This window comes from Sphingomonas sp. PR090111-T3T-6A (genome assembly GCF_000383095.1).
GTDB lineage: Bacteria > Pseudomonadota > Alphaproteobacteria > Sphingomonadales > Sphingomonadaceae > Solisphingomonas.
On sequence record NZ_AORL01000021.1, the window covers coordinates 453,490 to 467,423 of the forward strand.

Here is a 13,934-nt window from a genome sequence, read left to right on the forward strand (position 1 = left end):
CTGCTGAAAGGAGCCGGAGGATCCATGGAAAGAAATGGCGGCCATCGTCCGATCACGAACGATGGCCGCAGTACCCGGCAAAATACAAGCCGGGTGGGGGAAGCTAGATCAGAAGTTGGCCTTGACCCGGACCCCCCAGGTCGCCGGCGCTTCGTAGTTCGACAGGAAAACCGGAGCGAGGCCGACATTGGGGCCGCCACCAACGCCCGCGCTGGTGCGGATCTTCTTGTTCGTGACGTTCTGGCCGAACGCCTCGACCGAGAAGGCCTTGCTCGCCGGCGTATAGGTCATGCTCAGATCGATCTTCGCATAGGCCTTCTGCTTGTCGAAGCTGGTGCCGAAGTTCCCGCTGACATGGTTCGGATCGGTGTTCGGGCCGCCATAACGCGAGGGATCGTCGCCGTTGAAGTAGCTCAGCCAGCTGCGGGTCTCGTAATGCACGGTAGCGCGCGGGGTCAGCGTGCCATGGTCGCCGAGATCGATGTCATGCTCGTAGCTGCCGGTCATCGAGAAGCGCGGAGCGTGCGCCAGCTCGTTGCCCTTCAGGTTCTCCAGACCCTGGAGCGGAAGATCCCCGGTTGGCGCCAGATACAGACGGTTGTCCACCGTGATCAGGTCGTCGAGCTTGGTCTTCTGCACGGTCGCCGAGAGCTGGACGCGATCGGCGCGGGTGATGTTGGCGTTGAACTCGGCTTCGAAGCCGTAGGCCTTGGCACCCTTCGCGTTGGTGGTCACGATCTGGCTGCCGGTGATGTTGCCATCGGCATCGCGGGTCGTGATCGCCTGGTTGACCTGATAGCCCTTGAAGTCCTCGTAATAGGCCGCGAGGTTCAGCGTGGCGTGGTTACCGAACAGGCGGATCTTCGAGCCGACCTCATAGTTCGTCAGCGTCTCGGGGTTGGCGGTGCGGCCGCCGTCCTCGATGTTGCCCGACTTGAAGCCGGTGCTGACCGACGCATAGACCAGCGTGGTGTCGGTGATGTTGGCGTCGGCGCGAGCCAGCCACGTCACCTTGTCCCACGTGCCCTTCACGTCGTTGTTCGAGATGCCCCAGAGATTGCCGAACTGGGCGGTCTGCGCGTTCAGCTGATCGACGAGCTGCTGGGCGCTCTCATGACCACCGAGGCCGAAGATGCCCGGCAGGTTCTTGATCGCAGCGGCGCAGGCGTCGTTGCCGGTCGGGCAACCGGCGAAGGTCACGTTGCGGCCACCGACGTCCTGCTTCTTGTCGGACGTATAGCGGATGCCGCCGGTCAGGTTGATCCAGTTGTTCACATGCCAGATGGCCTGGCCGAACGCCGCGCGGGAGTCGATCTCGCGGTCCGCCTGGATGAAGCTGCCGGCCCAGTTGAAGGTGCCGTCGCGATAGCCGTTGCGCTGGTCGACGTCGAAGCGGATCTGGTTCTTCTCGTGGCTGTAATAGCCGCCGAGGATCCAGTCGATGGTGTTCTTGCCGGTCGACTTCAGTTGGATTTCATGGCTCTGGAAGTCGTAGCGCGAATAGACGGTGCGGTTCTCGCCGAACTGGTCGTTCGGGAGATTGATCGAGCCGTCCGTGTTGAGCGACGGCGGATAGGCGCCGGCGTCCGCATCGGAATCGCCGCTGCCGCCCACGCGCGACCAGCCGGCGATGTACGCCACCTGGATATGATCGGTAAGATCATAGCTGGCGTTCGAGCGGATGCCGACCGAATAGCGGTTCTGCTGCGGCGCGGTGTCGACCAGCGCGGACCAGAACTTCTGGCCGGGGCGCGGGTTCTGCATCAGCGAGAGGATGGGCGAGCCCGTGTCCTTGTAATATTCGCCGCTCAGGTTCCAGGTGAAGCGATCGTTCGGCTTCCACAGCGCGCTGATGCGCGCCGACTTCTGGTCGCCCGCATAATATTTCTTGCCGCCCGTGACGAAGGCCGACTGGTTGATGCCCACGCCGGCCGGCGGGGTCTGATAGTCGATGTAGCCGTCGTGGCGATCGGTGACGAACGCGGCGCGCACGGCGAAGGTGTCGGTGACGGGGACGTTGATCATCCCGCGGACGCCGAAGCGGTTATAGCTGCCGCCCACGGCCTCGACGCTCGCATGGAAGTCGTCAAGCTGCGGCTTGGCCGACACGAGGCTGATCGCACCGACGGTCGCATTGCGGCCGAACAGCGTGCCCTGCGGGCCGCGCAGCACTTCGACACGCTCCATGTCGTACATCAGCACCGAGGCGCCCTGCGCGCGCGGCGAGTAGATGCCGTCAACATAGATCGCGACTTCCGGGTCGGCGACTTCGGTGTAAGCGCTGTCATTGCCGATGCCGCGCATCGTCAGCGTGATCGCGGCCTGGTCGCCCTGCTGCGAGAAGTGGAGGCTGGGGACGAAGTCGGCCAGGCCGGTCACGTCCTTGACCTGCTGCTTGTTGAGCTGGTCCTGACCAAAGACCGAGATCGCGATCGGGGTGCGCTGGAGGCTCGTCTCACGCTTGGTCGCGGTGACGGTGATTTCCTGGATCTGGCCGGTGTCGGCCGCCGGAGCGGGCGTGGCGGGGGCGCTGTCCTGCGCGAAAGCGGTCGAGGTAACAAAGAGCGTGGCCGCAAGCGCAGTGCTTGCGGCAAGAATATGCCGGGTCATGCATCCCTCCCAGAAATCGCCCAGTTGATGGGGCTTGGTCGCCTTCAAACAGAACCAGACAACGATGTCAAAGAGATTTTGACATCGTTGTCTGGTGAATGAGGGGCCGAATTAGCGGACTTGTGCTTACGGAGCCGGATGATAGCGTTACCGCATGATGGGGGAGAGGGGGACGCTGCAAGGCGGTCGGGCAGACCGGCTGTTTCGGCTGCTTGTCGGGGTTTATCTCGGCGGCGGCCTGCTCAACTCTATGGTGAATCTGCTTGTGCCGCGCCTCCGGTTGACGCTGGGGTTGAATTATCATCAGGCGCTGACGGTGCAGCTAGCCTATTATTCCAGCTATCTGGTGTTTGCGCTGCCGATCGCGTTGGGCATCGTGCGCATCGGCTATCTGAGGGCCATCGCGGCTGGTTTGGCAATAGTGGGGGCGGGGTGTCTTCTCCTCTCGATCGCCAACGGCGCGCGGGACTATCCCTCCATGCTGGCCTCGTTGCTGTTGTTGTCGTTGGGGGCGACGGTGCTCCAGATCGCGGGGAATGCCGTGGTGACGGCCGCGGATTCCGGTCCGGAGATGGCGTCGCGTTTCACGTTGCTGCAGGGATTTAATTCGCTGGGCACTGTTCTGGGGCCGTTGATCGGCGCCTGGTTCCTGCTCGGCACATGGCGGAGCCGGCTGATGCCGGAATTGCCGTTTCTGGCGATGGGCGTGGGCCTTCTGCTCCTGGCTCTGGGCTTTTTCCTCGGCCGAAACCTTCTGCCGCGTGCCGCCGGGGCCGGTGCGGTCACACCGAGCTTCGCGCGCATTCGCCGCTTGCTGGCCGACCGGCCGATACAGGCCGGCATCATCGCGATCTTCGCTTACGTCGGCGCGGAGGTGACTGTCGGTACGCTGGCGGTCAGCTATCTCATGCTGCCCGATACGATCGGTGCAGGAGCGGTTTTCGCCGGGCGGCTGGTCAGCCTGTATTGGGGCGGGGCGATGATCGGTCGCTTCGCCGGTTCCTGGCTGCTTCGGCGGATCGCGGCCGCCCGGATGCTCATGCTCGCGGCCTGCGGGGCGCTGCTGCTGCTGGCGGTGGTGATCGGTGTCGGCGGAGTCGCCGGAGCCATCACGATCCTGGCGATCGGGCTGTGCAACTCCGTGATGTTCCCGCTCGGCTATACGCTCGCCATGCCGGATGACGAAGCGGACATGCCGCTCGCCTCGATGTTGCTGTGCATGGCCGTCGTAGGTGGCGCGGTGATACCGATGTTGACCGGCTATGTTGCCGATGCTCGGGGACTTGTGCTTTCGCTCCTGGTTCCGGGGGCCTGTTATATCGTGCTCGTTGCGTTTGCGCTCTATCGCTCGCCCCGCAACCGGGAGTTGCCGTGACCATTACTATCAAGGACGTTGCCGCGCAGGCCGGCGTCTCTGCGAAGACCGTCTCCCGCGTCATGAACCAGGAGGCGCATGTCCGCCCCGAACTGCGCGACGCGGTGATGAAGGTGGTCGAAGCGCTCGGTTATCGGCCCAACGCCTTCGCGCGCAGCCTTTCGAGCGCGCGCTCCTATCTGCTCGGCCTGTTCCTTCACGATCCCGCCTGGTCGAGCTACGCCGTGGCGATGCAGCGCGGTGCGCTGATGCAATGTCGGAAGCGGAATTATCATCTCGTCGTCGAGCCGCTCGATATCTCGTCGGAGGGGTGGGAGCAGCAGATGATGGCGAGCATCGACGCACTGAGGCTGGACGGTGCGATCCTGACGCCGCCGGTCTGTCGCCACGGCCCGCTGCTGGATCGGCTGGAGGCGTTGAAGCTGCCTTACGTCCGTATTTCGCCAGGCGAAGACCCCGAGCGCTCCGGCGTGGTCGATATCGACGAGGAGCGGGCGGCTTATGACATGACGCAGAGTCTGATCGATCTTGGCCATCGGGAGATTGGGTTCATCAAGGGCATTCCCAGCCACGCGGCCACCCCGAAGCGACTGAAGGGGTATCTGGAGGCCATGCGTCAGGCCGGGCTGAGCGTGATGCCGGAGCGCGTCGCGCCGGGGGATTTCACCTTCCGTAGCGGGATCGAGGCTGGCGAGGCGATGCTCCGCAGTCCCTCCCGGCCCACCGCGATCTTCGCCAGCAATGACGACATGGCGTTGGGCGTGTCGGCGGCGGCTGCCAAGCTGGGCCTCACGGTGCCGATGGATCTTTCCATCGCGGGCTTCGACGACACCGCGACGGCGCGGATCGCATGGCCGCCCATCACTACGGTTCGTCAGCCGATGGAGGAAATGGCCGCCGCCGCCGTCGATATCCTCATCGATCCCGGCTACCGCAGCGCACCCGATGATCCGCGTTTCCGGCGTGAGCTGGCTTATGCCATCATCACGCGCGATAGCACCGCACCGCCCGCCGCTGCCTCATGAGGCCGGACGCGGGGGCGGATCGCGGGCATCGCGCGCGAAGAAGACGATCAGCATTCCCGTCGCGATCACGTTCTGGAACAAGGCGTGCAGCCCTGCGCCGTGGAGCCCCAGCCACAGCACCAGCAACGGCAGCAGCGGATAGAGCGCAAGATTGGTCACCAGCGTCACCGCCATCGACCGCTGTGGTTTGCCGAGCGCCGTCAGTCCTGCCGCGATAGGCGAGGCGATGAGGGCTGCCAGCCGCGCGCCAGCGATCAGGGTGACGATGACGGCGCCGCCCTGGAAGGTATGGCCGCCGAGGAAGGGCAGGAGGTGATTGCCCGCCGCCCAGAACGCGACGACGATCGGCGCGGCGAGTGCGCCGGCGATGGTCGCGCTCCGCCAGACGGTGTGGCGGAGCTGGTCGAATCGGCCATGCGCGACCTGATCGGCCAGTACGGCATAACTGGCTTGGCTGAGCAGCTTGGAGGGCTGATCCAGCAGCGTCGTTGCTCTCTGAGCCAGCGACAGCAGGCCTGCGGCGACAGGCCCCAGCACCCAGCCGATCGTCAGCGGCGCGAGATTGGGCGCCAGCTCGCGCAAGGTGATATCGAGATTGGTCACGAGGATGAAGCGACCGAAGTCGGTCGGCTCTCGAAGCAGCCCACGCCAGGGCCCGCGAAGCGGCTCGGATGCCATCAGCTTACGCCATGCGATCAGGCCGAGCACCCACATCGCAACCCCCTCAGCGACGCTGGACAGGAGCCAGACGAACAGGAAGCCGTCCAATCCGCCCCCGATCCCCCATATGAGGAGCGTGCCGATCAGTCTTACGGTCGGTGACACGGCCTGATGGATGCCGATCAGGTCGAAGCGGCCCGCGACCTGAAGCAACCCCTGAGGGGTCGCGCGGACTGTCGCGAGCACCGCGAGGCTGTAAGGTACGGCGATCCGCATCGCATCCGGCGACCAGCCGAGCCGCGGCCCGACCAGAGGCACGGCTGCGGCGGCAACGAGTACGGCCAGCAGCCCGAAGCCCAATTCCACCACCGCCATGAAGCGCACGATCCGCGCCAGCCGGGCCGGGTCGTTCTCCGCCGCTGCCAGCGACCCGTAGCGGACCACCCCGTGGAAACCGGAAAAAGCCAGCAGGCTGCCGACGAACAAGGCATAGCTGTTGACCAGCACCAGCATCCCATAATCGCGCACGCCGAGCGTCCGCGCGACGATGATCAGATAGACCAGGCTCATCAGGCCGGCTGCCGCCTTGCCGCCAAGCAGGTGCGCCAGATTGGCGACCACCCTCTTCAGGCCCGATTCAGCTTGTCTGGTCTCTTGGACGGGCGAGGACGCAACTGGCGTTCGGCCCGGTGCAACTGGGGCGGTCATGCGGGCGCTCTACCCTTATGCCGTGCCAAATGCACGGTGGCGGGAGTCACGAATCTTTCCATGAACGCTATTTAATAACGGGAACAGCTGCGGGAATGGCCAATCGGCTACGTCTCTTCCGATAGGCGAGCATCGGTTTCGAGCATTTATGAAAATCGGATTTTTGTTCAACCACGACCAGATCCATCAGGTCGCTCACTCGCTGCCCATCGCGATGGCGTTGGCCCGCATGGCGCCCCATGTCGATATCGTCGTGGCGACCACCAACGAGCGCCTTTCGGCCGAAGTCCGGCGGATCAGCCCGGCGCATGGGGTGGCGCTGCCATCGGTCGAGTTGACGCTGCGGCGGCCGCTCACCCGTTTTGCGCGGCGTCTGGAATCGATCCTGCCGATCACCAAGCTGGGCATCTATCGCGACAATCTCGATTTCTTCGCGTCGCTGGACATTCTGGTGGTGGCGGAGAAGACCTCGCTGCTGCTGAAGAGCCATTATCATCTCGACAACCTGCGCATCATCCACACGCGTCATGGTGCGGGCGATCGGGCGATCGGGTTCGACAAGGCGAGCGCCAAATTCGATCATGTGCTGGTGTCGGGGCCGAAGATCCGCGAACGGCTGATCGAGGAAGCGGGGCTTTCTCCGGATCGTTTGTCGACGGTCGGCTATCCGAAGTTCGATCTGTTGCCGAAGGTGCCCGTGCGCCTGCCGTTTCAGGACAATGGCAAGCCAACGGTGCTCTATAATCCGCATCCGTCGCCGCATCTGTCGTCCTGGTATCGGCACGGCCGGGCGGTGCTCGACTATTTCCTGAACGACGATCGCTACAACCTGATCTTCGCGCCGCATGTGATGCTGTTCCACCGGCGTTTCGTGCTGACGATCGACAAGCTGCGCATCGATCGTCCCGGCCTGATCGACCGCCGGGTGAAGGATGCGCCGAACATCCATGTCGACCTGGGCAGCCAAGCTTCGACGGACATGACCTATACCTCCGCCGCCGACATCTATCTCGGCGACGTGAGCAGCCAGGTCTACGAGTTCCTGCACCGGCCGCGCCCGTGCCTGTTCCTCAACAGCCAAAACGCCGAATGGCGGGGCAATCCGAACTACGCCCATTGGCAGACCGGCGAAGTCATCGCCGACCCGACCGATCTCGGCGCGGCGCTGGATCGCGCCGTCGCCGAACATCCGCATTACCTGCCCATGCAGCAGGAGCTGTTCCGTCGCAGCTTCGATCTGACCGAGGAGAGTTCGGCCGATCGCGCGGCGCGGGCCATCCTGGGCAGCCTCGCGCGGCCGGTGCAGCAGATTGTGCCGGCGATCAGCAGCGGCGCCAGCCGCCACACGAAGCGCCCCACCGCCGCGGCGGCCTGATCGGTCAGAAGTGCCGCATCCGATCGAGGATCGCCAAGCCAGCGGCCTCGAACCGGGCAGCGCTGAAGCGATCCAGCACGGTCGTGCGGGCGAGGACGCCCATGGATTCAAGCTGCTCAGGCCTCGCAAGCATCGTCGCAAGCGCGTCGGCGAGTGCGCCGGCGTCACCGGGGGGCACGAGCGCTCCCGTCTTGGCCGGGTCGATCGAATAGGGAAGCTGGCCCACGGCGCTTGCGATCACCGGGAGGCCGGCCTGCATGGCCTCGTGCACCGCGACGCATAGCCCCTCGGAACGCGAGGGCTGAAGATAGAGATGCAGCCCAGCGAGATAGGCGCGGGGGTTCTCCGTATATCCCGCAAGTCGAAGCGAGGTGACGCCCAGCGCCTGCGCGCGCGCCGCCAGCGCCTCCCGCTCGGCGCCTTCTCCCGCGATCGAAACTTCGATCGGTACGCCGGTATCCGGAAGCTGTGCGAGCGCGTCGATCAGGACGTCATATCCCTTTACAGGATGTAGCCGGCCAAGCGTCCCGATCCGCAGGGCTTCGCTTGCTTGCCACGGCTTTGCCTGAGGCGCGCTCGGGTCCGCGCGGAAGATCGACCATTGGACAAGGCGCTCCGGCGGCACCTTGAGGCGTTCGGCGGTCAGCCGCGTCACCGCGTCGGAATCACCCACCCAGAGACGCGACATTCCCTGCATGGCGCGGAGAAGCCTGCGATTGGCGGGTTTGAGATAGGCTGCGTGCTGCCAGCTCACGACAGGTATGCGCCGTCGCGCACCGGCGAGTTGCCCCAGCAATGTCGCGCGGCTCAGCGAGGTCCACAGATGCGTCGGCTGCATTGCGGCGATCTGGCGGTCGAGCCATCTCAGTGCCGCGACATGATCCTTCTCGCCGCCGTCCCTGACGAGAACTTCGAGCCCGGCCGCTTCCATCGGAGGGATCGCCCGGCCGTCGCGGCGGGTGAGGGCAAGGATGCGCACTTCCGCGCCGCCACGGCGCAGGACATCCGTGACGGCCGGCACCGGAAGCGCCGCGCCACCGCCCTCGACCGAATTGATGACATAGGCGATGCGCATCAGGATTTTGCCCGGGCAAAGAGATCGAGATAGGCCGTCGCACCCGCACCTATCCGATAGGAAGCGACGGCCTCCGCCAGCGCTGCCGGGGCCGGCGCAGGCCGGTCGAGCAGTTCGCGGAGGGCATGGGTGAGGGCCGTGACATCCTCGATCGGCACGACGAGACCGCGCGCGGGGTCGGTCAGGACGTCCTCCACAGCGGGCGTCGACGCTGTGGCGATAACGGGCCGCCCGGCGCCCAGCGCCTCGATGATGACGGCGCCATAACCTTCGAACCGCGAAGGCAGGACGAACAGCCGCGCCTGATCGAGAAGAGGACGGATGTCTGGCGTATAGCCTGCCAGCCGGACCCGATCGGCGAGGCCCGCCGCTGAAATCTGCCGGCGAAGCGCCTCTTCCTCCGGGCCGCTTCCGGCGATCACAAGGCGGGCATCGCGATCGCCGAGTTGCCGGAAGGCCTCGATCAGAAGATCAAAGCCCTTCTGGTGGATGAGGCGCCCGGCCGCGAAGATCAGGCGCCCCGACGCCGGGCCGGCCGGCGGGCGGTCGTCATCCAGGGCCGGCAGGGGAATGGTCGTGGCCATCGGGCGCTTCATCATGGCGTCAGCGCTGCGTCGAGCGGCTTCGTCCATGGCGATGAGCCCATCCGCGCGGGCGAGCAGGCGACGCATCCGGCGGCGGAACAGCACCTGACGCAGCCGGCGGCGCCGCGGCATCTCCAGAGGCGAGCTGATCTGGACGAGGATCGTCGGGCGCGGCCTGACACGACTGAGCGCCGGCACCACCTCCCAATGGAAGTTTCCGGTCACGAAGAGCGCATCGACCGGATGCGCCGCGAAGTGACGCGCAGCAACCCTTCCCAGTCGCTGGCGTGACCGTGGGGCCCGCGGAACGGGAGGTTCGGCGGCGACGAGCCGGGCGCCTTCGGGCACCATGGCCCGCAGCGGTCCGCGTGCATCGCCGCAGAAGATGGTGACGGCCACCCCGCGGCTGATCCACTCGCGCGCGAGGCGCAGCGCGATCCGCTCCGTTCCGCCGAGCGGGAAGTCGTGCATCACGATGCCGATGGACGCAGGGTGCTTCATCCCCGCGCGGTAGCATCCGAACAGCGCTCGGAACAGCGCATCAAAACGCTCCAGCGGAAGGATTTGCCGGACGGCCAAATCGTGTATGTCAGCCTGCCGGAACTGGAAGGATCGAGACGATGAAGACACGGGCGGCTGTGGCATTCGAGGCAAAGAAGCCGCTGGAGATCGTCGAGCTGGATCTCGAAGGCCCGAAGCCCGGCGAGGTGCTGGTCGAGATCATGGCGACGGGCATTTGCCACACCGACGCCTACACGCTGGATGGCCTCGACAGCGAGGGCCTGTTCCCGAGCGTCCTCGGCCATGAGGGCGCGGGCATCGTGCGCGAGGTGGGCGCTGGCGTCACCTCGGTGAAGCCTGGCGATCATGTCATTCCGCTCTACACGCCCGAATGCCGCCAGTGCAAAAGCTGCCTCTCGGGCAAGACCAACCTCTGCACGGCGATCCGTGCCACGCAGGGCAAGGGCCTGATGCCTGACGGCACCACCCGCTTCAGCTACAAGGGACAGCCGATCTTCCACTATATGGGCTGCTCGACCTTCTCGAACTTCACCGTGCTGCCCGAGATCGCGGTCGCCAAGATTCGCGAGGACGCGCCCTTCCAGTCGAGCTGCTACATCGGCTGCGGCGTGACGACGGGCGTCGGCGCGGTGGTGAAGACCGCGAAGGTGACGCCGGGCTCCAACGTGATCGTCTTCGGCCTCGGCGGCATCGGCCTCAACGTGATCCAGGGCGCCAAGATGGTCGGCGCAGACAAGATCATCGGCGTCGACGTCAATGACTCCAAGGAAGAATGGGGCCGCAAGTTCGGCATGACCGACTTCGTGAATCCCACGAAGGTGGAGGGCGATCTCGTCGCCCACCTCGTCGCTCTGACCGATGGCGGCGCGGACTACACGTTCGACTGCACGGGCAACACGCAGGTGATGCGCACCGCGCTCGAGGCCTGCCATCGCGGCTGGGGCGAGAGCATCATCATCGGCGTGGCGGAAGCGGGCAAGGAGATCAGCACCCGTCCGTTCCAGCTCGTGACGGGCCGCGTGTGGAAGGGCTCTGCCTTCGGCGGTGCCAAGGGCCGCACCGACGTGCCTAAGATCGTCGACTGGTACATGAACGGCAAGATCGAGATCGAGCCGATGATCACCCACGTCCTCACGCTGGACGAGATCAACAAGGGCTTCGACCTGATGCACGCCGGCGAGAGCATCCGTTCGGTGGTGGTCTTCTGAGGTGAGCCAAGGGTGGATCCTGACGCTCACCTGCGCTGACAGCGTGGGGATCGTCGCGGGGGTATCGGGTGCGCTGGCCGGGGTGGACGGGTTCATCCTCGACAGCCAGCAATATGCCGATCTGGAGACGGGGCGCTTCTTCATGCGGCTCGCCTTCATGGGCGGCGGCGAGCGTTTCCCTGCTCACGAGGAAGGCCTCCGGGAGGCACTGACGCCCGTCGCGGATCGCTTCGCGCTGGAGTGGCAGCTCCACCGGGCGGATGAGAGGCCGCGCGTGCTGATCGCCGTGTCCAAGGGCTCGCACTGCCTCGTCGATCTGCTCCATCGCTGGCGGACGGGCGTGTTGCCGATCGATATCGTGGGCGTCGTCTCCAACCATATGGATCTGGAACCGATCACCCGCTGGCATGGCGTGCCCTATCATCACCTCCCGGTGACCGGAGAGACTCGCCACCAGCAGGAACACGCCATCGTCGACCTGTTCCGCGCCGAGCGGGCGGAACTGATGGTGCTTGCCCGCTACATGCAGGTGCTCTCACCCGCGCTGGTGGCCGAACTGAAGGGGCGTTGCGTCAACATCCACCATAGCTTCCTGCCGAGCTTCAAGGGCGCCCGACCCTATGAGCGGGCGCACGCGCGCGGTGTGAAGCTGATTGGTGCGACGGCCCATTTCGTCACCGGCGACCTCGACGAGGGGCCGATCATCGAACAGGCCGTCGAGCGCGTCGACCACCGCTCCACCGCTGCCGACCTCGCGCGGATCGGGCGCGATATCGAGGCTCAGGTGCTAGCCCGTGCCGTCGGCTGGGTGGCGGAGCGGCGCGTTTTCCTCAACGGCCAGCGCACTGTGGTTTTCCGATAGGAGTGGGCATGGAGACCGTCTCGACCAACCGGGCTCATGGCGGCGTTCAGGGCGTCTATCGCCATGCCTCGCGTGAAACGGGCACGGAGATGACCTTCTCGGTCTATGTCCCGCCGCACGAGGAAGGCACGAAGCTGCCGGTCGTCTGGTATCTCTCGGGGCTCACCTGCACCCATGCCAATGTCACCGAGAAGGGCGAGTTCCGCGCCGCCTGCGCCGAGCTTGGCCTGATCTTCGTCGCGCCCGACACCTCGCCGCGCGGCGAGGGCGTGGCGGACGATCCGGCGAGCGCCTATGATTTCGGTCTGGGTGCGGGCTTCTATGTCGACGCGACCGAGGAGCCCTTTGCGCCGCATTACCGCATGTGGAGCTACGTCACCGAGGAACTGCCGGCGCTGATCGCGGCCCGGTTTCCGGCGGATATGGCGCGCCAGTCCATCATGGGGCACTCGATGGGCGGCCACGGCGCGCTGACCATCGGGCTGAGCTTCGCGGATCGCTTCAAGGCCGTCTCGGCGTTCGCGCCTATCGTCGCGCCCTCGCAGGTGCCTTGGGGGGAGAAGGCCCTGTCCGGCTATCTTGGCACGGATCCGGGCGCGTGGCGCCGGCATGACGCCGTATCCCTCATCGAGGACGGTGCGCGCGTGCCGGCTCTGCTGGTCGATCAGGGCGAAGCGGATGGCTTCCTGAAAGAGCAACTCCGCCCCGAGTTGCTGGAAGCGGCATGCGCTCAGGCGGGCATTCCCCTGACGCTCAGAATTCAGCCGGGCTACGATCACAGCTATTACTTCATCTCGACCTTCATGGCCGAGCATCTGCGCTGGCACGCGGCCCGGCTGGGCTAGGCCACCTCGTCGAACTTCTCCTGGCAAGGAAGGCTATCCACCCGCGGCAGCAGGACGTCGAGGAAGGCGAGGGTGGTCGGCCGTGTGCGCTCGACATTGTGGATCACCCACATGCGGCTGAGCGCCCGGTCGCCGCTGATCTCCCGATAGTGAAGATTGGCGACGTGCAGGCGCCGCAACGACGCCGGCAGTACGGTGATGCCGAGCCCTGCCGAGACGAGCCCCAGCAGCGTGGACATCTCATGGGTCTCCTGCACCAGACGCGGGTGAAGGCCTGCGCTGCCGAACAGGCGCCACAGATCCTCCTGGAATCCCTCACGATCATAAGGATAATGGACCATCGGTTCATCGCCGAGATCGGCGACATCGATCGGATCGGACGTGTCGGCCAGATGGTGCCCTGTCGGCATGGCGACATACATGCGATCCACGGCGATCGCCACGGCGGTGAGATCGGAGGGCAAGGTCGGTCGCCGGCCGCTGCGGATCAGGCCGATGTCGAGTGCCCCGCCGGCCACGCCCTCGCGTTGGGCGGCCAATGATTTTTCGGAAAGATCGAGATGCACCTCGGGATGAAGGCGGCGGAAATCGGCGACCGATTCCGAAAAGATCGGCATGAACAGCGCCGACGCGGAGAGGCCGATGCTCAGCTCGCCAATCTCCCCGCTGGCCGCCCGGCGCGTGACGTTGATGGCATGTTCGGCGCGTTCGAGCGTCGCCTTGGCTTCTTCGAGGAACAATCGGCCCGCGAGCGTGAGCCTGACCCGGCGGCTGGAGCGTTCGAAAAGCTGGACGCCCAGTTCGCCCTCCAGTTGCCGGATCTGCTGGCTGAGCGGGGGCTGGGAGATACCGAGCTGTTCGGCCGCGCGACCGAAGTGAAGCTCGCTCGCGACGCGGACGAAGTAGCGGAGATGGCGCAATTCCATGATTGATATGAGTTACATATCAATCGGGGTTAAATCCATACTGGACCTCGGCTGACAGCGCGCGCACATCAGTCGCGTTCGGACCCTGCGCCCCCGTAGCTCCCCCCTCCACGGCGTGTGCGCAGGGTTCGACGCGTCCTTTGCGCCCCGTCCTGTGGG

11 protein-coding genes are annotated in these 13,934 nt (G+C 65.5%); 6 read left to right on the forward strand and 5 right to left on the reverse strand.

The window, feature by feature from the left end:
* Window positions 1-108: 108 nt before the first annotated feature.
* Window positions 109-2,610 carry a TonB-dependent receptor gene (locus tag ST3T6A_RS0112285; RefSeq protein WP_019833231.1) on the reverse strand — a complete coding sequence of 834 codons (2,502 nt, stop codon included), beginning with the start codon at window positions 2,608-2,610 and terminating at the stop codon, window positions 109-111.
* A 154-nt stretch (window positions 2,611-2,764) separates the two neighbouring features.
* On the opposite strand from ST3T6A_RS0112285, the gene ST3T6A_RS0112290 reads away from it, so the two are divergent.
* Both ST3T6A_RS0112290 and ST3T6A_RS0112295 read left to right on the forward strand, forming a co-directional pair.
* Complete coding sequence (locus tag ST3T6A_RS0112290; RefSeq protein WP_019833232.1) at window positions 2,765-3,985, forward strand: MFS transporter; 1,221 nt, start codon at window positions 2,765-2,767, stop codon at window positions 3,983-3,985.
* Window positions 3,982-5,010, forward strand: coding sequence for a LacI family DNA-binding transcriptional regulator (locus tag ST3T6A_RS0112295; protein ID WP_019833233.1), 1,029 nt, complete (start codon window positions 3,982-3,984; stop codon window positions 5,008-5,010). The genes ST3T6A_RS0112290 and ST3T6A_RS0112295 overlap by 4 nt, the downstream gene beginning before the upstream one ends.
* On the opposite strand, the gene ST3T6A_RS0112300 is transcribed toward ST3T6A_RS0112295, so the two are convergent.
* Complete coding sequence (locus tag ST3T6A_RS0112300; protein WP_019833234.1) at window positions 5,005-6,291, reverse strand: lipopolysaccharide biosynthesis protein; 1,287 nt, start codon at window positions 6,289-6,291, stop codon at window positions 5,005-5,007. The two genes, ST3T6A_RS0112295 and ST3T6A_RS0112300, sit on opposite strands and share 6 nt — an antisense overlap.
* A 235-nt stretch (window positions 6,292-6,526) precedes the next feature.
* Here ST3T6A_RS0112300 and ST3T6A_RS20080 point away from each other — a divergent pair, with 235 nt between their 5' ends.
* Window positions 6,527-7,753 (forward strand): hypothetical protein, encoded by a 1,227-nt coding sequence (locus ST3T6A_RS20080; protein WP_019833235.1) that lies wholly within the window; start codon window positions 6,527-6,529, stop codon window positions 7,751-7,753.
* Between the two features lie 4 nt (window positions 7,754-7,757).
* Here the strand turns inward: ST3T6A_RS20080 and ST3T6A_RS0112310 are convergent, their stop codons facing one another.
* Together ST3T6A_RS0112310 and ST3T6A_RS21530 are read right to left on the reverse strand one after the other, a co-directional pair.
* On the reverse strand, window positions 7,758-8,828 hold the full coding sequence (locus ST3T6A_RS0112310; RefSeq protein WP_019833236.1) for a glycosyltransferase: 1,071 nt from the start codon (window positions 8,826-8,828) through the stop codon (window positions 7,758-7,760).
* A complete protein-coding gene (locus ST3T6A_RS21530; protein ID WP_157602817.1) occupies window positions 8,828-10,057 on the reverse strand; it encodes a glycosyltransferase in 1,230 nt (409 codons plus the stop codon). The genes ST3T6A_RS0112310 and ST3T6A_RS21530 overlap by 1 nt, the downstream gene beginning before the upstream one ends.
* Here ST3T6A_RS21530 and ST3T6A_RS0112320 point away from each other — a divergent pair.
* The 3 genes from ST3T6A_RS0112320 to fghA are packed head-to-tail and all read left to right on the forward strand — an operon-like array spanning window position 10,033 to window position 12,849.
* A complete protein-coding gene (locus ST3T6A_RS0112320; RefSeq protein WP_019833238.1) occupies window positions 10,033-11,142 on the forward strand; it encodes an S-(hydroxymethyl)glutathione dehydrogenase/class III alcohol dehydrogenase in 1,110 nt (369 codons plus the stop codon). The genes ST3T6A_RS21530 and ST3T6A_RS0112320 overlap by 25 nt on opposite strands.
* Window positions 11,143-11,158: 16 nt before the next feature.
* Entirely contained in the window at window positions 11,159-12,004 is an 846-nt protein-coding gene (purU, locus tag ST3T6A_RS0112325; RefSeq protein ID WP_026359665.1) for a formyltetrahydrofolate deformylase, read from the forward strand.
* Window positions 12,005-12,012: 8 nt separating this feature from the next.
* The gene (gene fghA, locus ST3T6A_RS0112330; RefSeq protein WP_019833240.1) at window positions 12,013-12,849 is read left to right on the forward strand and encodes an S-formylglutathione hydrolase; all 837 of its coding nucleotides are present in this window, start codon (window positions 12,013-12,015) and stop codon (window positions 12,847-12,849) included.
* Here the strand turns inward: fghA and ST3T6A_RS0112335 are convergent.
* Window positions 12,846-13,775: a LysR substrate-binding domain-containing protein gene (locus ST3T6A_RS0112335; protein ID WP_019833241.1), complete on the reverse strand. Its 930-nt coding sequence runs from the start codon at window positions 13,773-13,775 to the stop codon at window positions 12,846-12,848. The genes fghA and ST3T6A_RS0112335 overlap by 4 nt on opposite strands.
* Between the last annotated feature and the right edge of the window lie 159 nt (window positions 13,776-13,934).